19 protein-coding genes are annotated in these 25,220 nt (G+C 60.3%); 3 read left to right on the top strand and 16 right to left on the bottom strand.

Annotation, left to right across the window (positions count from 1 at the left end):
* Positions 1–170 precede the first annotated feature (170 nt).
* Positions 171–1,568, bottom strand: a complete 1,398-nt coding sequence (locus tag JSS95_13175; protein ID MBS1800766.1) for a UDP-N-acetylmuramate--L-alanine ligase — start codon at positions 1,566–1,568, stop codon at positions 171–173.
* Positions 1,569–1,799: 231 nt separating this feature from the next.
* Here JSS95_13175 and JSS95_13170 point away from each other — a divergent pair, with 231 nt between their 5' ends.
* Positions 1,800–2,996: a YXWGXW repeat-containing protein gene (locus tag JSS95_13170; GenBank protein ID MBS1800765.1), complete on the top strand. Its 1,197-nt coding sequence runs from the start codon at positions 1,800–1,802 to the stop codon at positions 2,994–2,996.
* A 52-nt stretch (positions 2,997–3,048) separates the two neighbouring features.
* Here the strand turns inward: JSS95_13170 and murG are convergent, their stop codons facing one another.
* The 15 genes from murG to JSS95_13095 form a co-directional block, all read right to left on the bottom strand.
* Positions 3,049–4,113: an undecaprenyldiphospho-muramoylpentapeptide beta-N-acetylglucosaminyltransferase gene (murG, locus tag JSS95_13165; protein ID MBS1800764.1), complete on the bottom strand. Its 1,065-nt coding sequence runs from the start codon at positions 4,111–4,113 to the stop codon at positions 3,049–3,051.
* 26 nt (positions 4,114–4,139) lie between these two features.
* Complete coding sequence (gene ftsW / locus JSS95_13160; protein ID MBS1800763.1) at positions 4,140–5,231, bottom strand: putative lipid II flippase FtsW; 1,092 nt, start codon at positions 5,229–5,231, stop codon at positions 4,140–4,142.
* Positions 5,232–5,271: 40 nt separating this feature from the next.
* The gene (murD, locus tag JSS95_13155; protein ID MBS1800762.1) at positions 5,272–6,627 is read right to left on the bottom strand and encodes a UDP-N-acetylmuramoyl-L-alanine--D-glutamate ligase; all 1,356 of its coding nucleotides are present in this window, start codon (positions 6,625–6,627) and stop codon (positions 5,272–5,274) included.
* 24 nt (positions 6,628–6,651) lie between these two features.
* A complete protein-coding gene (locus JSS95_13150) occupies positions 6,652–7,788 on the bottom strand; it encodes a phospho-N-acetylmuramoyl-pentapeptide-transferase (GenBank protein ID MBS1800761.1) in 1,137 nt (378 codons plus the stop codon).
* Positions 7,789–7,928: 140 nt separating this feature from the next.
* On the bottom strand, positions 7,929–9,311 hold the full coding sequence (locus JSS95_13145; GenBank protein ID MBS1800760.1) for a UDP-N-acetylmuramoyl-tripeptide--D-alanyl-D-alanine ligase: 1,383 nt from the start codon (positions 9,309–9,311) through the stop codon (positions 7,929–7,931).
* Positions 9,308–10,798 carry a UDP-N-acetylmuramoyl-L-alanyl-D-glutamate--2,6-diaminopimelate ligase gene (locus JSS95_13140; protein ID MBS1800759.1) on the bottom strand — a complete coding sequence of 497 codons (1,491 nt, stop codon included), beginning with the start codon at positions 10,796–10,798 and terminating at the stop codon, positions 9,308–9,310. Before JSS95_13140 ends, JSS95_13145 begins: the two co-directional genes overlap by 4 nt.
* A gap of 45 nt (positions 10,799–10,843) precedes the next feature.
* Positions 10,844–13,177, bottom strand: a complete 2,334-nt coding sequence (locus tag JSS95_13135) for a transpeptidase family protein (GenBank protein MBS1800758.1) — start codon at positions 13,175–13,177, stop codon at positions 10,844–10,846.
* Between the two features lie 66 nt (positions 13,178–13,243).
* Positions 13,244–13,753, bottom strand: a complete 510-nt coding sequence (locus JSS95_13130; protein MBS1800757.1) for a cell division protein FtsL — start codon at positions 13,751–13,753, stop codon at positions 13,244–13,246.
* 164 nt (positions 13,754–13,917) lie between these two features.
* Positions 13,918–14,811, bottom strand: a complete 894-nt coding sequence (gene rsmH, locus JSS95_13125) for a 16S rRNA (cytosine(1402)-N(4))-methyltransferase RsmH (GenBank protein MBS1800756.1) — start codon at positions 14,809–14,811, stop codon at positions 13,918–13,920.
* Between the two features lie 48 nt (positions 14,812–14,859).
* The gene (locus tag JSS95_13120; GenBank protein MBS1800755.1) at positions 14,860–15,300 is read right to left on the bottom strand and encodes a division/cell wall cluster transcriptional repressor MraZ; all 441 of its coding nucleotides are present in this window, start codon (positions 15,298–15,300) and stop codon (positions 14,860–14,862) included.
* A 402-nt stretch (positions 15,301–15,702) separates the two neighbouring features.
* Positions 15,703–16,269, bottom strand: a complete 567-nt coding sequence (locus JSS95_13115; GenBank protein MBS1800754.1) for a DUF2127 domain-containing protein — start codon at positions 16,267–16,269, stop codon at positions 15,703–15,705.
* Between the two features lie 112 nt (positions 16,270–16,381).
* Complete coding sequence (locus JSS95_13110; GenBank protein ID MBS1800753.1) at positions 16,382–17,158, bottom strand: hypothetical protein; 777 nt, start codon at positions 17,156–17,158, stop codon at positions 16,382–16,384.
* Between the two features lie 40 nt (positions 17,159–17,198).
* Positions 17,199–19,097, bottom strand: a complete 1,899-nt coding sequence (locus JSS95_13105) for a 1-deoxy-D-xylulose-5-phosphate synthase (protein ID MBS1800752.1) — start codon at positions 19,095–19,097, stop codon at positions 17,199–17,201.
* Between the two features lie 206 nt (positions 19,098–19,303).
* The gene (locus tag JSS95_13100) at positions 19,304–20,098 is read right to left on the bottom strand and encodes an NIPSNAP family protein (protein ID MBS1800751.1); all 795 of its coding nucleotides are present in this window, start codon (positions 20,096–20,098) and stop codon (positions 19,304–19,306) included.
* Positions 20,099–20,476: 378 nt separating this feature from the next.
* Complete coding sequence (locus JSS95_13095; GenBank protein MBS1800750.1) at positions 20,477–21,883, bottom strand: cation:dicarboxylase symporter family transporter; 1,407 nt, start codon at positions 21,881–21,883, stop codon at positions 20,477–20,479.
* 253 nt (positions 21,884–22,136) lie between these two features.
* On the opposite strand from JSS95_13095, the gene JSS95_13090 reads away from it, so the two are divergent.
* Positions 22,137–22,715 (top strand): nuclear transport factor 2 family protein, encoded by a 579-nt coding sequence (locus JSS95_13090; GenBank protein ID MBS1800749.1) that lies wholly within the window; start codon positions 22,137–22,139, stop codon positions 22,713–22,715.
* Between the two features lie 66 nt (positions 22,716–22,781).
* Positions 22,782–25,178 carry a PAS domain S-box protein gene (locus JSS95_13085; protein MBS1800748.1) on the top strand — a complete coding sequence of 799 codons (2,397 nt, stop codon included), beginning with the start codon at positions 22,782–22,784 and terminating at the stop codon, positions 25,176–25,178.
* Positions 25,179–25,220: the final 42 nt, after the last annotated feature.

The raw sequence follows: 25,220 nt of genomic DNA, 5'->3' as shown, positions 1-25,220 counted from the left end.
CCATTTGGTCACTCCCCCATTCCTGCCATGCCCCATCGACCTTCTCTCGCGCACATCGAAAACCTGTCATCCTGAGCGAAGCGATTCCCTCACCCCCAGGATTTGTCATCCTGAGCGAAGCCCGTAGGGCGCAGCAGAAGGACCTGCATTTTGCTTGTAAGGCCACGAACTTATCCCTCAAGCCGCTCCAGCAACATCGCCCCGGCCTGCGACACACTGCCCGCCCCCAACGTAAGAATCACATCTCCCTCATGAGCCTCGCGCGCCAAAGCCTCCACCGCCTCCAGCGCCGAAGCAGCATACGCAACCCCCTCACGCCCGATCGCCTTCACCAGTGCCTCGGCCGTCACGCCCGAAATCGGCGCTTCACTCGCAGCGTAGATGTCCAGCACCTTCACGCGGTCGGCATCGCCAAAGGCAGACGCGAACTCCGCCATCAGATCGCGCGTCCGCGTAAAGCGGTGCGGCTGAAACAGCACCAGCACCCGCTTGTAACCGCACTCGCGCGCCGCCTTCAACGTCGCCACAATCTCCGTCGGGTGATGCCCGTAGTCGTCCACTACCGTCACGCCGCGCACAACGCCCTTAATCTGAAAGCGCCGGTCGACCCCGCGAAAGCTCTCCAGCCCCGCCGCAATCTGTTCCGCTGCAATCCCCATCTGTACGCCCACCGCAACTGCGGCAGCTGCATTCAGCACATTGTGCCGACCCGGCACATGCAGCAAAAACGGTCCCAGTCTTTCACCCTTGCAGCTCACCTCGAACCGCGCAAGCCCTTCCCCATCCTTCTTGAGCAGCGTCACCCTGAAGTCCGCGTCCGCGCTCTCGCCATAGGTATAAATTCTGCGCCTCACCCTCGGCAGAACCGCTCGCAGCAGCGCGTTGTCCACGCATGCCGTCCCTGCTCCATAAAACGGCAGACGGTCCATAAACTGGACAAACGCATCTTCGACATCCGCCATGTCGCGGTAACAGTCCATATGCTCGCGGTCAAGATTCGTTACGATCCCCAGCACCGGCGACAGCTTCAGAAAGCTGCGATCGCTCTCGTCTGCCTCCGCCACCAGGTACTGCGAGTTCCCCAGTCGCGCATTCGATCCCAGAGCATTCACCCTCCCCCCCACAACCACCGTAGGGTCGAGTCCGCCCGCCGCCAGCACCGCCGCAACCATGCTCGTCGTCGTCGTCTTGCCATGCATTCCGGCCACCGCGATGCCGTATTTCAGCCGCATCAACTCGGCCAGCATCTCCGCCCGCTGGATTACGGGAATCTTCCGCCCCCGTGCCTCCACCACCTCAGGGTTGTCCCTGCTCACGGCTGAACTCGTCACCACAACATCGCTGGCAACCACATTTGCCGCCGCGTGCCCCTCAAAGACCCGCGCCCCCATCGCCACCAGTCGCTCCGTCACCGGCGACCGCTTCAGGTCGCTGCCGGAGACCGGATACCCCATCGTCAGCAGGATCTCCGCGATCCCGCTCATACCAATACCGCCAATGCCAATAAAGTGAATCCGCTGCGTTGGCGGAAAGAAAAAATGACCTGAGGGAGCGACAGGAACAGCCATATCTTTCACTCTAGCAGCGGCTTGACGCTGCCAGTCCTTCTCGACCAGCTAAGCCATTCATTCGATAGCACCTGAATATCCATTCATTTTCAGGCAACAATTCCCGCAACATTGTGTCTAATATGGTGAGTGCCTGATCCGCATGGCAAAGCGGGCAGGAACCTCCGCTGGAGATCCTCGAAGCCCCGTTTCGGTCGGGCTAAACGAAGGATCCTCCGGCAAAGGCAGGCAATGAACCTCTCCCGTCGTCTCCGCACAGCTCTCGGCACCACCGCTCTCGCAGGCGCTCTCTTGTTTGCGGCTCCTGCCGTGTCTCACGCGCGAGTCTTCGTCTCGGTGGCGATTGCTCCTCCGGTAATCCCTGTTTATGCGCAACCCGCTATGCCAGGCTACGGCTATATCTGGACCCCAGGTTACTGGGCGTGGACTGGTGATGGCTACGAGTGGGTGGATGGCGCCTGGGTGCTCCCGCCCTACGTCGGCGCTCTGTGGACCCCCGGCTACTGGGGCTACGCCCCTGGCGGCTACTTCTGGAACGCCGGCTATTGGGGCCGCTCCATCGGCTACTACGGTGGCATCAACTACGGCTTTGGCTACTTCGGAACCGGCTTCTACGGCGGATACTGGGGCGGCGGACGCTTCTGGTACAACAGCTGCTACAACCGCTTCGGCCCCGGATGGAGAAGCGGCTACGTCTATAACCGCCCCTACGGCGGCCACTTCGACGGACGACCCGGCGGCTCAAGCTGGGTAAACCGCGGCAACAACAACTTTGCCGGCAATCGCGGCTCGTACTACAACAACCGCGGCAACAACTTTGCCGAGAACACCCGCAATGGCAACTTCGGCTGGAAGAATGGCGGGAACAACTACTCCGGAGCTAATTACCAGGGCAACCGTGGCAATGCCACCCCCACATCGGTCAACCGCAACAATAACGGTGGCTTCGGCCAGCGGCCAGAATCTACCGGCGGAGGCAACTTCGGCTGGAAAAACGGCGGAAACAACTCTGGAGCCGCCTACCAAGGCAATAGCGTCAATGCCGCTCCTACTTCGGTCAACAGGAGCAACAACGGTGGCTTCGGCCAGCGGCCGGAATCTAACGGCGGAGGCAACTTCGGCTGGAAGAACGGCGGGAACAATGGCAGCGTGAACAACAACACGCCACATAACTTCGTGATGCCATCGCAGGGACGGGCCTACTCGGCGCCATCGGAGAGCTACGGGAACCGCGCCTACTCAGCGCCCAGCCAGAGCTACAGCGGTAACCGCGGCAGCTTTAGCGGTGGAAACAACGGCGGCTTCCGTGGCAATAGCGGAGGCGGCGGATTCAGCGGCGGCAACCGCGGCAGCTTCGGCGGCGGTGGTGGATTCCATGGCGGCGGAGGCGGTGGAGGCTTCCATGGTGGTGGCGGTGGACGTCGCTAATTGATTGCGATTGCTGAATGGAACGGGCTGAGATCTCTCAGCCCGTTTCCCTTTAACGTCGTTTTAAGCCGAGAACCATGCGGCCAATCTCTGCGACCGCACCCGGATGAGCGAGAGCCCGGGCATGGGCTGACATCGCGGAACGCCCTGCATCGTCCTTCAGCAAAGTGACGAGTGTCGTCAGCAACCGCTCCTCAGTCAGCTCAGCCTCGACGATCATCACCGCCGCACCCGCACTAACGAAGGCCTCTGCATTCTTCCTTTGATGGTCGTCCGCAGCCTGCGGAAACGGCACCAGCACCGCCGCCCTTCCCGCCGCAGCAACCTCGGCGACAGAGCTTGCGCCGCTGCGACAAAGTATCAGATCGGCGGCTGCAAACTGCGCCGCCATGTCGTCCAGATACATCGTGACCTCGACACCATGAAGCGCCACATCAAGCTCGTTGTAGGCAGCAAGCGTCGTCGCACCGTGCCGTGCACCGGTCTGATGCACAACCTCGAGTCCTGGCACCTGCGTCAAAAGACGCTCGATGATCTTCGGCATCGTCTCGTTGAAGATGCGCGCGCCCTGGCTGGCGCCAAAGACCAGCAGCCGCTTCGACTCACCGGCTGCCTTTGGTTGAATCGCAAAGAACTCAGGCCGCACCGGCGTACCCGTCACCTTCGCGTTGCGAAAATACTTCGTCGTCTCCGGCAGATTCACCGCCGCCGCGCTGACATACTTACCGACAAGCCGGTTCGCAAGACCCGGAACCGCATTCGGCTCAAACGCAAGAGTAGGCACCCTTAGCAGAAGCGCCGCCATCATCGCTGGGCCAGAGGCATAGCCTCCCACACCAACCACCACATGCGGCTTGAAATGACGCAGCAGCCCAACGCAGTGCATTACACCCAGTGGAAGATCGAGCATCGTCCGCGCGCGGGTCGCAAAGCTGACATTCTTAAGCTGGCCCACCTTGATCAGCTCCAGCGTAAATCCGGCCTCGGGAACCAGCCGAGTCTCCAGACCGCGAGCCGTTCCTACAAACCGCACCTCTGCACCATACGCATCACGCAGCTCACGCGCGATCGCCAGCGCGGGAATGACGTGGCCGCCCGTGCCCCCGCCGGCAATCAGAACGCGAAGTCCCTGCACTGCGCTCACTAATCGATCTCGCGGGTAACGTTCAGCAGTACGCCCATGCTCGCCAGCATCACGAACAAGCTGGTTCCGCCAAACGAGATGAATGGCAGCGTGATGCCTTTGGTCGGTAACAACGCCACAACGACACTCATATTGAAAAAGGCCTGAATCAGCACCGTCGAGGTAATCCCGAAGGCGAGGAATCGTGCGAATGGCTCGGTAGAAAGATACGCCGCGCGAAACCCGCGATACGCAAGCGCGACAAACAAGCCAATCACACAGATTGCACCGATCGCTCCCAGCTCTTCGCACACGCTGGCAAAGATGAAGTCGGTGTGCGGCTCAGGAAGATAGAAGAGCTTCTGTCTTCCCTCCATCAGGCCGAGACCATGCAAACCGCCGGTACCGACAGCGATGAGCGATTGAAGAATATGAAAGCCCGTTCCTCGCGGATCGGCCTCTGGATTGATGAATGCCAGCATGCGCGCCCTGCGCCACGGCACCCAGAACAGCAGATAGTAGAGCACCGGCGAGGCGCACACAGCGCCGATAGCGAGATACTTGATCTCCATCCCCGCGAGGTAAAGCATCAGCGCGGTCACCGCGACGCAGACGATCGCAGTCCCAAGATCAGGCTCCTTCACAATCAACGCAACCATCACCAGTGGAGGAAGCGCCGCCTTCACCACTGTTCCCTTCCAGTCGTCCATCTTGTGGATGCGCGACTGCAGAAAGTAGGCGAGAAAGAGCACGATCGCCGGTTTTGCAAGCTCGGAGGGTTGGAAACTGGCAAATCCGAACCGGAACCAGCGATGCGTATTGTGCGAATCATGCATCCCAAAGACGCCGACGAGCAGGATCAACGTCAGGCCGACAGCGGCATAGACAAACTTCTGATTGTTATAGTGGCGGTAATCGACGCGCATCAGCAGAACAAGCGCAGCCAGCCCGGCACTGGCCCAGAGCCCCTGGCGGATCATGAAGTAATACGGTGTTCCAAAGCTGGATTTGGCCATCACAGCCGAGGTGGAAAAGACCATCACCAGCCCGAAGAGCACCAGCAACAGCACTACCCCGAACAGCCACTTATCAACCCCGACACGCTTCGCCATCTCAAAATCTACTTCCTGCCGCTGGCTCTTGCCTCTGCTCTTAGCTGAGTTCGTTCACGATCTGCCGGAAGGTTCGACCACGGTGTTCGTAGTTTTCAAACTGATCGAAGCTCGAGCAGGCAGGGGCCAGCAGCACAACATCTCCGGGAACGGCCGCTTTGTGCGCCTCGCGCACCGCCACGTCGATCGTTCCCGCTCCCACCATCTTCACGACTCCCTTCAACTCGCGCTCAATCTTTTCCGCGGCCGAACCAATCGTGTAAACAGCCTTCACCCTCTCGCGCAGCAGCGAGCTCAGAAGCGTGTAGTTGGAGTCCTTGTCCTTGCCTCCGAGAATCAGATGAATACCGGAGGGAAACGCCTCGACTGCCTTGATCGCCGCGTCGACGTTGGTCGCCTTCGAGTCGTTGAAGTAATCGACCCCTTGCAGGCAGCGCACAAACTCCAGCCTGTGCTCAACCGCCTTGAAACTCGCCACCGAGGCGCGGATCGTCTCCGCCGGAACTCCAGCCAGCCGCGCCGCGCAGACCGCCGCCAGCACGTTCTCCACGTTGTGCGCGCCGCGCAGAGGGATCTCCGCGACCGGCATGATAGGCTCGGCCTTCGCACCCTCGCGCGAAACGAAGACGATGCTCTCGCCGTGGACGAACGCGCCCTGCTTGATCGGCCGCCGCGGGCTGAACCAGAAGATCTGCGCCTTCGTCTTCGCCGCCACCATCTGTGTCGGCTTATCCTCAGCGTTCAGGATGAGGAAGTCGCCTGCCTCCTGCCGCTCGGTGATGCGCGTCTTCATCGCGGCGTAGTTCTCAAAGCTGCCGTGACGGTCGAGGTGATCGGGAGTGATATTCAGCACCAGGGCAATCCATGGATGGAACTGTCCGATCGTCTCCAACTGAAAGCTCGAGACCTCGAGCACATCGAGCGTCTCGTCTGTACTCTCGGGCACAAGGTCGATCACCGGCGTACCGATGTTGCCGCCCACCAGCGTCGGAAGGCCGGCGTCCTTCAGAATCTTGCCCACCAGCGTCGTCGTCGTCGTCTTGCCGTTCGATCCGGTGATGGCGACGACGCGGCCCTTCAGGAAGCGGCTCGCCAGCTCAAGCTCGCCGATCACCGGCATCCCGTAGCCGATCACCTGCTTCACCTCAGGCGTGTCGAGCGGAACACCGGGCGAGATGACGATCAGGTCCTGGCGCCGGAACGTCAGCAGTCCATGTCCGCCGCTCTCAACCATGACGCCCGCCTCAAGCAGCGCGGGAATCTCCTTGGCCAGCGCCACGGCGCTACGCGAATCGCTGACCGTCACCCGCGCTCCCTGGCGGCGCAGAAACATCGCAGCCGCAATTCCCGACTTCCCCAACCCGACGACAAGTACGCGCTTGTTCTTCAGTTCCATGACAGTTCCATCAGACTACATCTTTCAACGCAGCTTCAACGTCGTCAGCGCCAGCAGCGCGAAGATGAGCGCCAGAATCCAGAACCTCGCAATTACCTTCGACTCCGACCAGCCCAGCAGCTCAAAGTGATGATGCAGCGGCGCCATCTTGAAGATGCGCTTCCCGTTGCGCAGCTTATAGCTCCCCACCTGCAACATCACGCTCACAGCTTCCAGAATGAAAACTCCCCCGATGAAAGGCAACAGCAGCTCCTGCTTGATCGCAACCGCCACCGTGCCGATCGCTCCGCCCAGCGCCAGCGAACCGACATCGCCCATAAATATCTCCGCCGGATGTGCGTTGTACCAGAGGAAGCCGATGCTGGCCCCCACCATCGCCCCGCAGAAGATTGTAAGCTCACTGACCAGCGGCATACGCTGCAACTCGAGGTAATCGGAGAAGACGACGTGTCCGCTGACATAGGTCAGCACGGTGAGCGCGCCGGCGGCAATGATGGTGCATCCGATGGCAAGTCCGTCGAGGCCATCCGTCAGGTTCACCGCGTTGCTCGAGAACGAGATCACCAGCATCACGAAGGCGATAAACGGCAGATAAGCCAGCCAGTGCATGTGCGGGACGTGCCCCATCCACTCCCACACCAGGTCGGGACGGAAGCGCTTGAAGAACGGGAACATCAACTTGGTCGAATAGTTGCCGTGCATCTCCAGCCGCAGCAACGCTACCGCCACGCCCGCGCTGGCAAGAAGCTGCAAGCCAAGTTTTGCGCGAGCCGTAAGACCAAGGTTCCTGCGATGCACCACCTTGATGTAATCGTCGGCGAACCCGATCGCGCCGAAGGCCAGGGTCGATAGCATCACCACCCAAACGAACGGGTTCGACAGATCGGACCACAGCAGCGTCGGCACCAGGATGGAGATGCAGATCAGCACGCCGCCCATCGTCGGAGTGCCGCTCTTCTTCTGATGCGACTGCGGGCCCTCTTCGCGGATGTACTGGCCAATCTGAAACTCGCGCAGACGCTCGATGACGTACGGCCCGATCAGCAGGCCAATCAGCAGCGCCGTCAAGCTCGCAAAGACCGTACGAAACGTCAGGTAGCGGAAGATGCGAAACAGGCGAAAATAAGGAAACAGCTTTTGATACAGCAGCCAATAGAGCAAGACGTCCGCCTTCGATGAGATCCGCAGAGTACGCGGGTGCCGTCGTCGCAACGGGCCGCAGGATAGCCGTATCTTAACAGGCTATCGACGCAGGTATTTGCGACATTTTCCAGCTCGAACCAAAGTTCATTCCTGCAAAGCTAATCGCCGAGAACCGCCAGTGCACGCTCCAGCCGAACACCACGTGAAGCCTTCAACAGAACAACATCGCCAACCTTTAGATTGCCCTTCATCCACTCGCCTGCCTCTTCGGCCGCCGGCATAAAATGCGCGTCGGCGGCTCCGGCCCTGACCGCCGCATCAACCAGCGCCGCAGCGTGCCCACGTACCCCGATAATTGTCGAGACACCGCGCTCAGCCATTCTTGCCCCGCACGCCGCATGAAGGCGATCCGCCTCGGGCCCCAACTCCAGCATCTCGCCCGCAATGACAACATGCCGCGAACCCGGCATCGCCATCAACGCATCAACCATCGCATCCAATGCGCGCGGGTTGGAGTTGTAGCAATCGTTGATCAACGTCGCCCCATGCCAGGCGATCACCTCGCCGCGCTTGTCCCCAGGCTCAAGATCACGCAGAGCGGCCGCACACGCCTTCAGACTCATACCGCTGCGTAGACCGGCTGCAATCGCTGCCAGCGCGTTCAGAACGTTGTGCCGACCAAGCAGCTTCAGGTGAACAGGCTCGCGATCGGTGGCGACCACAACCTCGAAATGCATTCCATCGAGGCCCGCCTCTTCGATTCGCTCGGCTCGAACCTGCGCGCCGGGCTCGGTGCCATAGAAGATCGCCCTGCCGCCCATGCCTTTGCCGAACTCCTTCACGTGCGGATCGTCGAAGTTGAGAATGGCAATGCCATCGCCGGGCAACGACTCCACCAGCTCGTACTTCGCGCGCGCGATTCCTGCCAGACCGTCTGCGAAGAACTCCATGTGCACCGGCGCAACGTTCGAGACAACGGCCCAGTCAGGTTCGGCGATCTTCGCCAGCGCGGCGATCTCGCCAGCGTGGTTCATCCCCATCTCGATCACCGCAACCTCATGCTCACGCTCGAGCTTCAGCAACTGAAGCGGAAGACCGAAGGCGTTGTTCAGATTGCCCGCCGACTTGAGCACACGAAACTTCGCGCTCAGAACCTGTGCAACCGCTTCCTTCGTCGTCGTCTTGCCAGCCGAGCCGGTGACGCCGATCACCCGCCCGCCCCAGTCTTTCCTCACCGCATGGGCCAACCGCTGCAAGGCAAGCAGAACGCAGTCGTCACACTCCGCAACGCGCAGCAGCCTGGTCGTATCCACTTCTGCCGGCACAATCCACTGGTTACTGACAACTGCGGCCACAGCGCCATCTGCAAGCGCCGCCGCCACATAGTCGTGGCCGTCGAGCCGTTCGCCCTTGACGGCGAAGAACATATCTCCGGCGCCGATGGTCCGCGAATCAATCGAATATCCGAGTGCCTCGGCTGTGGTGTCGAAGTCTCCTTCGGCGTGAATCCAGTCGGCGACCTGGCCGAGTGTCAGCTTCATTGCATCTCCTTCAGGACCTGCGAGGCCACCGCCACGTCGTCAAACGGAACAGTCCCACTCTTCAACACCTGCACCTTCTCATGTCCCTTGCCCGCGATCAACACGATATCTCCCTTGCGCGCGGCGCGGATCGCGGTCCCGATCGCCTTCGCGCGATCTTCTTCGACGATGCACGCGGCCCCTGTCTCCCTCACGCCCGCGAGAGCTTCGACGATGATCGCTGCTGGATCTTCGCTGCGCGGATTGTCGCTCGTCAGCACGACGAGATCGCTTCCCTCACCAGCGGCCCGTCCCATGCGCGGACGCTTGCTGCGGTCGCGGTCTCCGCCGCAGCCGAAGAGCGTAATCACGCGCCCCCCGCTGCCTTTCTCGATGTCGCGCGCCAGAGCGATCAGGTTTCGCAACGCATCGTCCGTGTGCGCGTAGTCGACGACCACAGCAACGCCATTGGTCGAAGGCACTACCTCGAATCGGCCCGGAACCTGTGCCCCCGCATGCGCGGCTGCAACAATCTCATCCAGAGTCAGACCACGGCGCCAGGCCGCAGCGCTTGCGGCAAGCAGGTTGTAGACGTTCACGCGGCCGGTCAGCGGAGAGCGCACTTCCGCGGCTCCCACCGGAGTCACCATGCGAAAGCGCGTCTCACCGGCTCGCATCCGAATATCTTCAGCGCAAAAATCGGCGGCAGCATCCAACCCGTAACGTAGCACCTGCGAACGCTCGATGCCCGCAGCAAGCCGCTGCCCGTAAGGGTCGTCGGCGTTCAGTATGGCGACGCGCGGTGGCGGCGCTCCTACGCCTTCGAACAAGCGTGCCTTCGCCGCGAAGTAGCGCTCCATCGTGCCGTGATAGTCGAGATGGTCCTGCGTCAGATTGGTGAAGATGGCGACGTCGACCGGCAGGCCCCACACGCGCTCCTGCTCAAGCGCGTGGCTGGACATCTCCATCACCGCCTCGCTCGCGCCTGCCTTCACCCCATCGCTGAACAGCTCCAGCACATCGCGCGACTCAGGCGTCGTGTGCGGAGACTCGCGCACCGCGCCCGCCACGTGCGTCTCGATCGTCCCGATCAGCACGCACCTGCGGCCAACACTGCGGAGCATCGCCTCCAGCAGAAAAGCTGTCGTCGTCTTGCCATTCGTTCCCGTCACTGCGCTCAGCGCGAGATGCGATTGCGGATGCTCAAAGATCGCCGCGCTCGCCTCGGCCAACCCGCGGCGTCCATGCTCAACCAATGCAACGGCCACTTCGCGATGCTCGCGCTGCAGCTTGCCGTAGACCTCGCGCGAGTCTGTCATCACGGCTGCAGCACCGGCGGCAAGAGCGGCATCGATGTAGCGGTTGCCATCCACACTGCCGCCCCGCATCGCGACAAACAGGTCGCCGCGCTGGATGCGCCGCGAATCGTACTGCACGTTCGCAATCTCCGCATCGGAGGAGACACACTCCAGCGTCGTCACATCGCGCAGCACAGTATTCCAGTTCATATTTACCGATTCTAAAGCGGTTCCGGATTCGCTCAAGCAACTGATCTATCGCACAAATCGAACGACGACTTCCGTCCCGGCAGGCACCGTTGTCCCAGCCGCGGGCGCCTGTTCCCGCGCCAGTCCGCTGCCTGCGACCTGCACCCGCAAACCCAGGGCATCGGCCTTCTCCACAACCATGCGCAATGAAAGACCTTCAAACGATGGCACCTGCACATGACGGCTCGCATCGACAACGACGCCGCTCCGCGTCTGCACCGTGGAGACATCAGCAGGCTGCGGCAACTTTGCCGATGCGCTCTGATCGACCTCTGCGGCGCTGCTGCTTCCCGACTTGAACGCTGCAACCACCTTCGCAGGCAGCAACTCAGCCAGCTTCGACTTCTTCTCCGAAGTATTGGCCAGTGGAGTCTTGTTCACAATTGCTGCGGAGTTCGCTGCTACTCCAGATTCCGGTTTGGCATCGCCTGGCGTTCTCAACGGATCGTCCGCAGGGAGGTCATTGATATCCGCGTACATCTTGTTGATATCGGTGCTCCTGTCTTCGATGTTGTCGTCGACAAGGTCCTTAGCGGCGATATTGACCTGCTCCTTCTTCGTCTTCAGCGGTTGATCGTGCGGCACACCGAGATACTCCAGCACATGCTGCGTCACCTCAGCAAAGACCGGGGCGCTGGTCTCAGCTCCATAACGCGAACCCACCGTCGGCGTATCAATGACAACGGCGACGGAGATCGCAGGACTGCTGACCGGAGCGAAGCCCGCAAAGCTGGCCACCAGTTTGGTGTGCGAGTAAGCACGGGTAACCGGATCGACCTTCTGCGCCGTGCCGGTTTTGCCTCCGGCACTATATCCGTTGAGCGCAGCTTTTTTTCCAGTCCCATCCACTACGATGCCCTGCATCATGCTGCGCATCTTTGCCGAAGTCATCTCTGTGATCACGCGGCGCGAGCCGTCGGGAAGTTGTGCCGGCAGTTGATTTGCAGGGCGGAAGGCTACCGGCGTCAGCCGTGGGTCGCCCTTCACGCGATCGGTCGACTTCAGCAGGATGTGTGGAGGCATATAGACTCCGCCGTTGGCGATTGCGCTGACCATCGTCACCAACTGCACCGGAGTTACGCCGATCTCCTGCCCGATCGCCAGCGAAAGAATGCTGGTCGCATCCCACTTCTTCGGTTTGCGCAGCAGGCCTCGCGTCTCGCTGGGAAGCTCGATCCCCGTGCGGTCTCCAAAACCGAAGGCGCGGATGTAATCGTAGAACTTCTGGTTGCCGAGCTTCAGCGCCATCTTCGCCGCGCCGACGTCGCTGGAATGCTCAAGAGCATATTGCACGGTAACGACGCCGAAATGGTCCGATTTATCGTCATGAAGAGTACGACCATACATCGTCATCGCACCACCCTGGCAGTCAACCAGGTCCGTCGGTTTTACCCCTGCTCCATCAATTGCGGCTGCATAGGTCAGCAGCTTGAAGGTCGAACCAGGCTCGTAGACATCGCTCACAGCAAGATTCTTCAGAACACTCGCGTCCATGTGCCGCTGGTCGTTCGGATTGAAGCGCGGCGAGATGGCCAGCGCGAGAATCTGCCCGGTGTGCGGGTCCTGCACAACCACCGTGCCGTGCGCTGCCTTCATCTTCTCCATCTGCGCATCCAGCGCGCGTTCGGCGATGTACTGAATGTTTGCGTCGATCGACAGCACAAGATTCTCGCCCGGCATCGGCTGGCTCTCTTCGCTGTCGTATACATGACGCTTGGCGTCGATCGCAGTCAACACATGCCCCGGCGTCCCGTGCATCTCGTCGTCGAACATGCGCTCAATCCCACCCAGCCCCGTATCATCCGTACCCACGTAGCCCAGCACCTGCGCGGCAAGATCGTTGTTCGGATAGAAGCGTTTGAACTCCTTCTGAAAGTAAACGCCCTTCAGGTTCAGCTCACGAACGCGGGTCGCCGTCTCTGCATCCACGCGCCGCGCGACCCACGCGAAGTTGCGCGAAGCGTTGAAGCGCGCAAGCATCTGCGGCTCCGACGTGAAGTTGTCGCGCGGATCGGCGTGCACCACCTTCGCCAGAATCTGTGCCGTGCTCTCGCGATTCTCACCAAGCTCGCTCGGCACAGCATAGACGCTGTCGACGAGCACTGTCATCGCCAACTCTTTCAGGTTGCGGTCGTACAGCACGCCTCGACGCGGGGCAACTTCAAACGTCCGCTGTTGCTGCTTTGCCGCGCGCTCGACGAAATCGCTGTGGCGGACCACCTGGAGCCACACCAGCCGCAACCCGATCGCCGACGTCCAGAGACAGAAAAAAAGCGCCACGTAGACGAACCGAATTCTCCTGATCGGAGCGGTCAACGTCTGTCGTGGCGCGTTATTCATCCCTGTCCTGTTTTTTTGACTGATCGGTTCGATACTGCCGGGCCCGTGAAACTCCTTATCCGAACGCTACTGAGCAACCAGTGCGGGTGCGTTCGACTGCGCCAGGACAGCGCCCGCGGGAACAAGGCTTCCATCCGGGCGAACAACCTGTCCGGGTTGCGGCGCGTCGAGACCAAGCTGCTTCGCGATCTTGTCGATGCGCTCAGGGTCCGTCAACTGCGCCTCCGAAAGGCGAAGCTGGCGGTTCTCCTCACGCAGCTGCTCCACCTGGGTCTTCTGCGCTTCAACCTTATAGCCAATCTCGATCGCCAGGAAGTGCTGCCAGACGTAAACCATCACAAACACGAAAAGCATGCCCATCGCCATGGAGAATTGACGCATCTCACGACGGCGCTCCGGGTCGTCAGCCTTCACCAGGCGGGTGTTGTCGATGTGCTTGGCGAAGAAGACCTCCGGCGTCGGCCCGCGGCGCGCCTTGCGCTGCGCATCAAACAGCTCGCGATTGCGCTCCGCCAGCGACTGCGTGCGGCGCTGCGGGGCCACCTTGCCCATCATCTCAATCTGCTGCCCTGCCATTACCGTTGCTGCTGCCATCGCGCACCTCTTACTGTCTTCTTCTCGTGCCGCACTCCTCAAAGCGAAACCGGACCGGGGTTGCTATATGAGGAAAGGATTGTTTGTTACGGGTTGTCTTTCGCCTGAAAGAACGGTGGGACAACCCCGGCCCGATCACTTGTGCTTCAAATCTTTGCTACCGCCCGCATCTTCGCGCTTCGCGAACGCGGGTTACGGCTCTCTTCTTCTTCGCCGGCCACGACCGGCTTCTTCGTCAAAACCTCGTACACTCTATTGCGCGCCGCCTCGCGGAACGCATCCTTCACGAGCCTGTCCTCTAACGAGTGGAAGCTAATCAACACCAGCCTTCCCCCCGGCTTCAGCAGAGATGGCGCGCTCTCAAGCAGCGTCCTGATCTCTCCCAGCTCGTTATTCACTCGAATTCGAAGCGCCTGAAAGGTCCGTGTCGCCGGATGAATCTTGTCGCCTTTCATTGATGGGGCCGCGGCCGATACCACTCTGGCTAATTCCGCCGTCGTCGTAATCGGCCGGGCCCTCACAATGGCTCTGGCGATTCTCCGCGACCTCCTTTCCTCTCCGAATTCGTAAATCAGGTTGGCGAGTTCGTTTTCGTCTTCCTGATTTACCACCTGCTCAGCCGTCTCCCCGCTGCGCGTATCCATACGCATGTCCAACGGGCCATCCGACCGAAAGCTGAACCCTCTGTGCGCCTCGTCCAGTTGCAGGCTGCTGACTCCAAAGTCCGCGAGCAGCCCGTCCAGACTTGCCTGCTCGATCTCGTTCTTCGCCTCCGAAAACGCCTTCGGCACCAGTCGAACCGCCGGCATCTCCGAGCCAAGCTCTTCACGAAGAGCTTCGAGCCTTGCCGTCGCCAGCGCCAGCGCCTCCGGGTCGCGATCGAAGCCGATCAGCGTTCCCTTCGGTCCCAGCCTCCTCGCAATCTCCGAGGAGTGCCCCGCAAGTCCCAGCGTGGCGTCAGCTATAACGCCGCCTGGCCGCACATTGAGGTACTGCAAAACTTCATCTAAAAGAACCGGCACATGCTGCGGTTTGCTCATCTCTTCCCCGCCCTTGTGCTGCCCCTGGGGGCCAACTCCAAAAACTGCTTACAGTCCAAACTCCGACAACGCCATCTTCTCGGCTTCGGTCATCGGCTGCGTATCCAGCTCAGCCTTGAACGAATCGTGGTTCACAACCTCGAGAAACGTCTGCGAACCCAGCACCACAACGTCCCCAATCACCTTTGCCGACTCCCGCAGGATCTGCGGCAACAACAACCGGCCCTGCGCATCCATCTCCGCCATCTGGCCGTAGTAGTTCGTTACGTCCAGAAACTTCTTCTTCGCCGGGTTCATGGAGGGGATCGCGGCCAGCTTCTCCTCGATCTTTTCCCACTCCTTCAGCGGGTAAACCTCCGCCCGCTTCCCGTCTTTGCTGGTGATGTAGAACTGGGGCCCGTACAGCTCATCCACCCGGCGCTTGAAGTCGGCAGGGAGCTTCAATCTGCCCTTTTCATCAACGCGTGTTGGGTGATTTCCCCGAAACATGACAACCTCGATACCTTTTCTGCCAAATCCTTGGTGATGCCCAGGCCTGAGGGGTAGACTTTTCTCAAATTGCGGCCTTGAGTTAGCCCCTTTTAGACCATTTTTGACCACTTCCATCCACATACTCCCCCAGCAACAGGTCGATGTAAAGCGGTAATTTGTGCAACTTAGGGGTGATTCCCACAATGGGTTGTGGATAACTCAGCGAATTGGGGAAACCAAGAAGGTAACCACTACATGTAGTGTTAGCTAGTTCGGTTCATGGCTTCCCAGTTACTTGCGCGGGCTGGAATCGATCTGATAAGCGAAGTAAAGGCGAAAACGACTCCAGCACGCCATACGAGGGTCGAAGGCCCGCTCCATAGCTTTGCGAACACATCTGTAAAAACGGCTTGCTTCGCTCTAAATGGAGAGGCCTTTTTCCTGCCGGGCGAGGACCGTCGCGCGCTCCTCGGTCTTCTTGCGGCGCAACAGCCACACCAGGTACCAGAGCACGGCGAGGTTGATCACTAGAATGCTCAGGCGGAACATATTTGGGTGCCGCGCCAGTTCGTAGAGCTCCCACGGCAGAAAGGACACCGTCAGGCCCAGTGTCAGATACTCGGCCCAGACCTTCTCCAGCACCAGCCCGATGCCCTCGGTCAGCGCCAGCGCCGAATAGGCGAAGGTGGCGAAGCCGATCTGCTTGAGGCGGTGCGCGTCGATCAGGTCCACCTTCTCCAGCAGCAGGTTGACGAACCTGCTCTCCTGGTCGAACTTCAGGGCCGTGATCAGCTTGAGCACTTCATCGGCAAGATCCTTGTGCAGGAGGTGGATGGCACCGATCCCCAGCGCAAAGAACAGCAGGGCCTTGCCCAGCTTGAAGAGTCCGATCAACAGCAGACCGCGGTCCCGGTGGTGTCCCTTCGGCGCACTCTGCTCGATTGCCATATCGGCCCATCGGTGTTCTGTCGTCAACTCGCTCTGCATCCTGATTCTCAGTTGACGGACTCGCGAAACAAATGTCAACGCCCCATCGGCGTCATCCATCCCCTATTCGCAGGCAATTCACATGATTTCATCAGTTAGCGTCTTTTCTTCGTCAGCGATGCCACGTCCATCCTCTGCCGATGAAAAATATGAACGCGATTTCCAGAACGGAGATTACCCCAAACCAGGCATAGCTGCGGCCAATGCCACCGGCTTCGTCTCCTTCAGCAGGAGGAGCGACATAATAGCGAATCCACAACAGGCCGGAGTTCGCGCCCATCGTAGCCGGAAGCGCGGAGAGCAGGACATAGATCGGACCGGCAGGGTTGAAGAGTCCTGCAAAGGCTGCCAGAGCGGCTTCAGCAAAATACGGTGTCCACGTCAGCTTCTTCAACCGTTGACGGTCCTGAGCGAACGGGCGAAGCTCACGCGCGACCAGCACCATCGAAACGGCATAGCCGATCACACCTGCAACCACAAGGCCCAAACGGAATAGCCAGTACGGGTGCAACCCCCGAATGATCTGGTTCCAGTCGCCAAAGCCTGCGAATCCGGAGAACAAGAAATAGCCTGTCCCGGAGAACAGGTTGCCCGCAAACATCAGCACCAGCAGGTAGCGCACCGTCGCAGACCCGCGACGAACAAGCCGCAGTGCAATCCACAGGAGCGCGGCCGCGGCCAGGTTCACGAGTGTTCCCGCAGCCTCGATCCACCGCGACTCGATATCTGCGTCCATAGCAACGGAACTGACCGTAATGGTGTGCGCTCCACTGAGCCAGGCAGCAACGCCATGGCCCAGCCCTTCATGCAGCACACTCTGGACCATGCAGGCCAATGCACCAAGCGCGCATAGTGTCAGGGTGCTGTCTTTAACAGCTCTTTGCATCATGCGACGTTGTATCACACGTCATGCGGGTGGGCTTCGCAGCTCAGGCGTGCTTTGCCAGAACGCTGTCCATCATCTTTTTCAAATAAGGCCGGGCCTTATCCAGCGCGCCCTCCGCGGTCAAACCGTAGCGTGCGCGAAGAGCTTCCACCTTGCCATGCTCAATAAAGGTGTCGGGCCAGCCGATACGAACCACCGGAACGGTGAGTTCAAGATCGCTCAACGTCTCCATTACGGCTGAACCGAAACCACCGGCAAGCACATGGTCTTCAAGCGTGATCAGCAGGCCCGAGCGAGCGCCGAAGTCGGCGATGCACTGCCGGTCGACAGGCTTGGCGAATCGCGGGTTGATCACGGCCGCCGAGAAGCCTTCGCTCTCAAGCATCTCTTTCAATCGAACCGCTTCGGGCAGCATGGCGCCCAGGCCGAGAATGGCGACGTCAGCCCGTCCCGGGTCGCTCACAATCTCGGCCTTCCCAATCTCAAGCGCAACTGGATCTGCCTTAGGAGTCGCACCAGGCCCGGTCCCGCGAGGATAGCGAATCGCCGACGGGCCTTCGTGGAGCATCGCCGTGTACATCATGTCCTGCAGCTCGTCCTCATCCTTCGGAACCATGTGGACGATGTTCGGAATGCTGCGCAGGTAGCTGATGTCGAAGAGGCCGTGATGCGTCGGGCCGTCGTCGCCGCTCAGGCCGCCGCGGTCCATGCAGAAGACGACCGGCAGATTCTGGAGCGCAACGTCATGAACGATCGGGTCGAAGGCCCGCTGTAGAAACGTGGAATAGATGGCGCAGAAGGGCTTGTAACCCTTGGTGGCCATGCCTGCGGCGAAGATGACCGCGTGCTCTTCCGCGATTCCGACGTCGAAGTACCGCGTGGGGTGGTGCGGCCGGAAGAGATCGAGCGCTGTGCCGTTAGGCATGGCCGCTGTGATGGCGACGACCTTGCCGTTCCTGTCTGCCAGCTTCGTCAGGCTCTCGGCAAATATCTCCGAGTACGTCTTCTGGCCCGCCGACTTCGTCTCGCCGGACTCGGGATCGTAGGGCCCCAGGCCGTGGAACTTCTTCTGCTTCTCCATCGCCGGCTGGAAGCCCTTGCCCTTCTGCGTGATCGCGTGAAGCACGACAGGCTTGTTCTGCTGCTTGAGAAACTTGAAGGTCTCGATCAGCAGCGGCATATTGTGGCCGTCGATGGGCCCGTAGTAGCTGAGGCCGAACTCCTCGAAGAGCATGCCAGGGCCGATCAGGCCTTTCGCCGCCTCCTCCGCCTTACGGGCGACGTGGCGGGCGGCCTTGCCTCCAAAGCGTTCAATCAGGCCGGCCGCTTTGTCGTGCCAGATGCTGAAGGTCTCGTTCGCGGTGATCTTGTGGAAGTACTCCGCGATGGCGCCAACGTTCTTGTCGATCGACCAGTCATTGTCGTTGAGCACAACGATCATCCGGCGCGTCTGCGCGGCGATATTGTTCAGCGCTTCAAACGAGATTCCATTCGTAAACGCGGCATCCCCCGCCAGCGCAACGATATGTTCTTTGCCGCCAGCCAGATCACGCGCGACTGCCATGCCCAACGCGGCGCTCAGCGCCGTACCGGCATGGCCCGCGCCGTAGCTGTCGTGCTCGCTCTCCGTGCGCAGCATGAAGCCGTTCAGCCCCTCGGGTTGGCGAATCGTGTGGAAACGCTCTTCGCGGCCGGTCAACAGCTTGTGTACGTAGGCCTGGTGGCTCACATCGAAGACGAAGCTGTCCGCAGGGGTATCGAAGACATAGTGCAGCGCGATGGTGAGTTCGACGACGCCGAGGTTGGGGCCGATATGACCGCCGGTCTTCGCCACGCCGGTGATGAGGCGCTCGCGTATCTCTTCGGCGAGCCTCTCCAGCTCAACCATCGACAGCCTTTTAACGTCTACCGGCGATTTGATTCTTTCTAAAATCCCGTCCATCGGTCCCTGCTTCCGCCACGTCTCTTCGGCAGAGAAAACGTTGCGCCTGCCTCGTCGAGATTCTTCATGATCTCTCCCGCAGCAATCTTTCAAGTATAGCAATCGACGGCGCATTCACCCATCTGCTATCAGACCGGACGATCCCCTGCGTTGTGAGCAGAACAGGTACAAAGTCATGCAGGGACAGGTTTTCGAGCTTCGCGAAATCAAACCTGCGAGTACGGCAGCGGAACCAGAATCAGGTTGTCGACGTTGCTTACAATCGCCTCAAAGCTGTAGCGCGGGTCGGCGGAGAGCTTCTTCCAGTCAGGATCGGCCCGGAACTTGTCCCATCCCGCGTTCAGCGCCTCCATGTCGGCAAAGCTGAGCATGTACGTCAGCTTAGGCAGGTTCGGCCCAACCAGGCCATCGCCATAAAACACCGATGTGCAGCCCGACCGCCTGAAGATCTCGAACTCGCCGTGATGAAACATCTCGACCTTGCGGACGTGGTCGCCCGGCGTGGGGCTTTCGTAGGTGCGCAGTTGAAAGATCCGCTTCCCTTTCTGCGCCGTTGACGACGGCACAGTCAGTTTCGGCCAGCCTTCGAAGGCCTTCAGCAGCGTACTCTCAATGCGCTCGAACCCTGGCTCCTTCGCGGGTGCGCTCCAGAAAGGTTCGGCCAGCTTCATAAACTCGCTGTCGTTCGCCAGCAGGAGATCGACATTTGCGACCGTCTCAAGCGACGAGCCCGGTATCAGGACGTAGTAAGTCGGCGTCTGCGGACCGAAGTCCACACGAAAGACGCCAACCGGTGAAAGCCCCAGACGATTCAACGCAGGAATCATCGCCGCAGAAAAGAACTGGTCGGCGAGTTTGCCCTGTGGCCCGCTGCGAAGGCTGTACTTGCGAAGCTGGTAGTACTCGCGAGCACCGGAGACTGCCGTCTGTGCATGAGTTGGCGTCGCAAGCGGTGCAGCCGAAGCTGCCAGCGCAGCCTTGAGAAAGTTTCTGCGTTTCATGGGAGTCTCCTGAGTCGTCTCAATGATTCGCAGCAAGTCTAGCAAATCATGACGATTAGGATGGCTTTAGGCCATATCGAGATGCTGCCATCGTACTTCGGGTACCGAAGAACCTGTGCTCGTATCTTCCCTGAACAACACTCCCTCCATCACCCTGTCATCCTGAGCGAAGCGCAGCGGTGAGCCTGCCCTGAGCGGAGTCGAATGGGAAGGACCTGCGTTTCTGCACTTCCCAGAGCACGATCGACCGAGCATGGGAAAAATGCAGGTCATTCGACTGCGGGCTCGCAAAAGCGACCCCTTCGCTCAGGATGACAAATGATTGGAATGACAGGGTTTCAAAAGCAAAAATTTACTTTGCCCACATACCAAATTAAGCTACTCGGACATCCCCTCAAGAACAGTCTCGCTGACAGGCTCCGTGCCGAACTCGCCCTCCCACCGCGCGACCACTACCGACGCCAGACAGTTGCCCACGACATTCACCGTCGTGCGCGCCATATCGGCCAGGGCATCCACCCCCAGCAGGACGAAGATCGGCTCCGAGGGAAGACCGAAGGTCGATGCCGTCGCCAGCAATACCACCAGCGTCGCGCGTGGAACTCCGGCGACGCCCTTGCTGGTCAGCATCAACGTCCCCATCATCATCAGTTGCTGTCCGATGGAGAGGTGAATTCCCGCCGCCTGCGCGACAAAGAGACTGGCCGCCGCAAGGTAGAGCGTCGAGCCGTCGAGGTTGAAGCTGTAACCCGCCGGGATGACGAAGGCCACGATACGCCGCGGTACGCCGAGTGCCTCCATCGCCTCCATGGCTCTCGGCAGAGCAGCCTCGCTGGTCGCCGTGGCAAAGGCGATGGTCGCCGGTTCCGCAACCGCAGCCAGAAAGCGCCGTACCGGCACACCAGCGACGATCGCCACCGGCAGCAGCACCAGAAGCCCAAACGCGGTCAACGCGCCATAGACGGTCAGCAGCAGCTTGCCGAGGTTCGCCAGCACCCCCAACCCCATGTGGCCGACGGTAAACGCCATCGCAGCGCCGACGCCGATGGGGGCGAAGTACATGACAACATTCGTGAACCTGAACATCACCTCGCTCAAGCTCTCGCAGAGATGAAGCACAGGAGCACGCTTCGCTTCGCTCAGGCCCGCCAGCGCAATTCCAAATAGAACAGCGAACACCGCCACCTGAAGGATCTGGTCATCCGCTACCGATTTCGCGATGTTCTCGGGAAAGACGTGAATCAGGAACTCCTGCCAGTGCGCTGCGGGAGGACCCGCCTGCGGGACGCCGGCAGCCGGAGTCGCCAGAGGCACCGACAAGCCGACTCCAGCGCGGCTGATATTGATTGCCAGCAGACCGACAACCAGCGCCAGCGTGGTAATTGCCTCAAAGTAAACAAGGCTCTTAATGCCCATCCGTCCCACGCTCTTCAGATCGCCATGTCCGGCGATGCCGGTAACCAGCGTAGCCAGAATGAGAGGAGCGACAATCGCCTTGATCAATCGAAGAAAGATGTCGCTCAGAAAACGGAGCGACACCGCGACGCGCGGCGCATCGAACCCAAGTTCTGCCCCCGCGATCATGGCGACGAAGATCCACGGCGTCAGGGTGCGGCGACCGGCTGCAAAGACGCCCAGCAGCAGAATCCCGAACCAGCGGAGCATCGCCGCCAGATAAGGCTCGATGCCATGGATCGAGGAGAGCACCGCACCGCCAGCCAGCAGCAGCACTGCCGCCAGAACCAGTGGACGTTCTCGTTTGCCGGTATTCACTCCGCGAAGCATACCAGCACTCAGGACAAAAAGTAGCGCAGTGCGGTCGCGGAAAACGCCTCAAACCACACCCGTGTTTCGCCCACAATTTCCTATGGTGCATTTTGCGGTATAAAGGGCTTTCACCCTGTTACGAATCGGTGACATTTCGTAAGGATCGGGCTCCGTCTAACGTACAGAGAGCGGCCATCCGCTCGAAATGAAGGAACGGCCCGGCATCAGACTCCCCCTGTGTCGATGGAAGCCATCTTGTTCGAGGTCTGTCATGCCTAAACGAAACCAAACAGGCTATGTGCATTTTCTGGTCGTCGTAACGTCGCTGACGACGGGCGTCTGTGCGCTCTATGCCCAGACACCTGCGCCACCACCACTCGACGGACTCAGCCAGAAACCGGCGATCGTCAGCCCCATCACTCAGCCCAATCTCTCACCCGGCGTCATCATGCTGATGGAGCTCGAAGGAAGATTTGCACAGGCTGTTGCCGAAGGTGGAGGCAAAGCCTTTGCAAGCTGGTTCGCCGACGATGCCCTCACGCTCAACAATGGCCAGCCGGCAGTCATGGGCCGCGTCGCCATTGCCGCCAAAGCGCAGTGGGACCCCAAGGTGTACCAGTTGACCTGGGTGCCTGAGGGAGCGCAGATGGGGCCGTCCAACGATATGGGGTTCACCTGGGGTCACTACGAAGGCAGATCGAAGGACCAAAATGGGAATCCCGTGGTGGTCTCCGGGCGCTACATCACGGTGTGGAAAAAAATGCCTGACGGTGCGTGGAAAGTGGCTTTAGACGCGAGCGCGAATGAACCTCTGGAAAAAGGCGAATGCTGTGTCGTTCCAAAACCTTAGCTGGTTCGCTACACCAAAAGTTGGAGTGCGGCACACCATAACGGTCTCCTACCATCGATGTGGAAGATGAACGCTCTTTTAGTCAAAGACGAAGCGCTTCGGAACCAGGCCCTCGAGCAGTATGAGGTGCTCAATCCGGCGAGCGATCCAGTGTTGGATGAGATCGTTCGACTCGCTGCGCAACTGTGCGACGTTCCTGTTGCGGTGGTGTGCCTGGTCGGGCAGGACCGTCTGTGGCTGAAGGCGCGCATCGGCGTCGAAGTTGCGGAAGTCGCAGTCGGAAGCCTGCCCTGCGAGATGACCATTCAGGGCGATACCATCTATGAGATCCCGGATGCGCGGCTGAACCAGGAGTTCGCCCCCGACGGCATCATTCTGGAGCGCCGCACCTATCGCTTTTACGCAGGCGCTCCGCTGGCGACCCCTGCGGGCGTCACCATTGGCACCTTGGCCGTACTCGACCATGGTCCGCGACGGCTCACCGCCGCCCAACTGGACGCTCTCGGAATCCTCGGCCGCCAGGTCATCACCCGCCTGGAGTTGAACGGCCGCATGCGGCAGATGGACCGTGCTGCACGTTCGCAACGCAGAATCGAATCGGCTCTTACTGTCGAAAGGAACTTCGTCTCGGCAGTTCTCGACACCGTTGGCGCTCTGGTCGCAGTCTTCGATACAGCCGGTCGCATCGTGCGGTTCAACCGCGCCTGCGAGATGGCCTCAGGCTATGATTTCGCGACGCTGGTCGGACGCTACACATGGGACCGTCTCATCCCCCGGCACGAGATTCCAGAGGCCATCGAGACCTTCGAGCGCCTGCGTTCGGGATCGTTCCCCGCCGCATTTGAAAATCAGTGGCTGAACCGCGATGGCAGCCTGCGAAGGATCGCCTGGTCCGCCACCGCGCTCAAAGATGCTCAGGATCAGGTGGCCTTCATCATCGCCACAGGCATCGACGTCACCACGCAGCGCGCGGCAGAAGCCACGCTGCGTGAGAGCGAAGCGCGATACAGGCAGTTGGTCGAAGGCTCGCTGGGCATGGTCTTCACCCACGACATGAAGGGCCGTCTGCTCTCGTTGAACGCGCACGGCGCAGAAGCAGTTGGCCGCACGGTGGAGGAGATGGTGGGCAGCCCTCTTGCCCGATTTGTCCCCGCCGACCGCCGTTCCGCCATCGACGACTACCTGAAGGCAATCGCCGACAGTGGCGAGGCGCAGGGAATGCTCTACCTGGAGGACACCGGCGGCGAGACGCGCGTCATCGCCTACCGGAACAAGCTGATCGAATCTACAGGCAGAACGCCTTATGTGCTGGGATTCGGTGTCGACATTACAGAGCAGGTCCGCGCCGAAGGAAGATTGCGCAACCTCACCCGCCAGTCGGATTCCATCCTGGAATCCGTCGGCGATGGGATCTACTGTATCGATCTCGACGGGCAGGTCACGGTCGTCAACGCCGCAGCCGCACAAATGCTTGGATATCGCCAGGAAGAGATACTTGGCCGCGTGATGCACGATCTGATCCATCACACACGGCCCGACGGCACCCCTTATCTCAGCGACGAGTCGCCTATCCGCAAGAGCCTTTCAAACTTCGGCACGGCGCGGGTGACCGATGAGGTCTTCTGGCGCAAAGACGGCACCAGCTTTCCCGTCGAGTACGTCGCACGTCCTCTGATCGACACCAACACAAGCGAAAGCGGCGAAGCTCGCGCCATTGGGGTGGTTGTGGCATTTACAGATACAACGGAACGCAGGGCCCTGGACCGCATGAAGGACGAATTCATCTCGACGGTCTCTCACGAACTACGCACGCCTCTGACCTCGCTGCGCGGAGCGCTTGGCCTGCTTGCAGGAGGCGCACTCGATGCACGCCCCGAAAAATCGCGCCAGATGCTCGAGATCGCCATCAACAATACCGACCGGCTCGTCCGCCTGGTCAACGACATCCTCGACCTTGAGCGAATCTCAAGCGGTAAGAGCGAACTGCACTCAACCATGGTCAGCGCCGAAGATCTGCTGCGCAAGGCGGTCGGCATACAACAGGCCAGCGTGCCCCGCCCCAATACGCGCATCTTTTACGCCGCCAATGGAGTCAGCGTCTGGGCCGATCCCGATCGAATCATTCAGACGTTGAACAACCTGCTCTCGAATGCGATCAAGTTTTCAGCGCCCGGCGGAGAAGTCCACCTCACCGCCCGCAACCTCGATGATCATGAGGCGTTGATTGAGGTCACCGACAAGGGTCAGGGCATCGCCGAGGACAAGCTCGAGCATATCTTCGACCGCTTCCAGCAGGGCGACGCCTCAGACACGCGCACCCTCGGCGGCACCGGACTGGGACTGGCCATCTGCCGCAGCATCGTCAGCCAGCACGGCGGGCGCATCTGGGCCACCAGCACCCCTGGCAAGGGCACAACGTTCCACTTCACCCTGCCGACTAAACCCCGCACCAACCTGCGCTAAAAACAAGCGCGGCACGAGATTCTCGTGCCGCGCTCTCTTACC

The organism is Acidobacteriota bacterium (assembly GCA_018268895.1).
Taxonomy (GTDB): Bacteria; Acidobacteriota; Terriglobia; order Terriglobales; family Acidobacteriaceae; genus Edaphobacter.
Note: the sequence above shows the minus strand (reverse complement) of the source record. Positions and strands in the feature narration are given on the sequence as shown.

Coding starts and splice junctions, on each gene's coding strand:
- JSS95_13175 (MBS1800766.1), bottom strand. CDS start 1,568: ATGGCTGTTCCTGTCGCTCCCTCAGGTCATTTTTTCTTTCCGCCAACG.
- JSS95_13170 (MBS1800765.1), top strand. CDS start 1,800: ATGAACCTCTCCCGTCGTCTCCGCACAGCTCTCGGCACCACCGCTCTC.
- ftsW (MBS1800763.1), bottom strand. CDS start 5,231: ATGGCGAAGCGTGTCGGGGTTGATAAGTGGCTGTTCGGGGTAGTGCTG.
- murD (MBS1800762.1), bottom strand. CDS start 6,627: ATGGAACTGAAGAACAAGCGCGTACTTGTCGTCGGGTTGGGGAAGTCG.
- JSS95_13145 (MBS1800760.1), bottom strand. CDS start 9,311: ATGAAGCTGACACTCGGCCAGGTCGCCGACTGGATTCACGCCGAAGGA.
- JSS95_13140 (MBS1800759.1), bottom strand. CDS start 10,798: ATGAACTGGAATACTGTGCTGCGCGATGTGACGACGCTGGAGTGTGTC.
- JSS95_13135 (MBS1800758.1), bottom strand. CDS start 13,177: ATGAATAACGCGCCACGACAGACGTTGACCGCTCCGATCAGGAGAATT.
- JSS95_13130 (MBS1800757.1), bottom strand. CDS start 13,753: ATGGCAGGGCAGCAGATTGAGATGATGGGCAAGGTGGCCCCGCAGCGC.
- rsmH (MBS1800756.1), bottom strand. CDS start 14,811: ATGAGCAAACCGCAGCATGTGCCGGTTCTTTTAGATGAAGTTTTGCAG.
- JSS95_13120 (MBS1800755.1), bottom strand. CDS start 15,300: ATGTTTCGGGGAAATCACCCAACACGCGTTGATGAAAAGGGCAGATTG.
- JSS95_13115 (MBS1800754.1), bottom strand. CDS start 16,269: ATGCAGAGCGAGTTGACGACAGAACACCGATGGGCCGATATGGCAATC.
- JSS95_13110 (MBS1800753.1), bottom strand. CDS start 17,158: ATGATGCAAAGAGCTGTTAAAGACAGCACCCTGACACTATGCGCGCTT.
- JSS95_13105 (MBS1800752.1), bottom strand. CDS start 19,097: ATGGACGGGATTTTAGAAAGAATCAAATCGCCGGTAGACGTTAAAAGG.
- JSS95_13100 (MBS1800751.1), bottom strand. CDS start 20,098: ATGAAACGCAGAAACTTTCTCAAGGCTGCGCTGGCAGCTTCGGCTGCA.
- JSS95_13095 (MBS1800750.1), bottom strand. CDS start 21,883: ATGCTTCGCGGAGTGAATACCGGCAAACGAGAACGTCCACTGGTTCTG.
- JSS95_13090 (MBS1800749.1), top strand. CDS start 22,137: ATGCCTAAACGAAACCAAACAGGCTATGTGCATTTTCTGGTCGTCGTA.
- JSS95_13085 (MBS1800748.1), top strand. CDS start 22,782: ATGAACGCTCTTTTAGTCAAAGACGAAGCGCTTCGGAACCAGGCCCTC.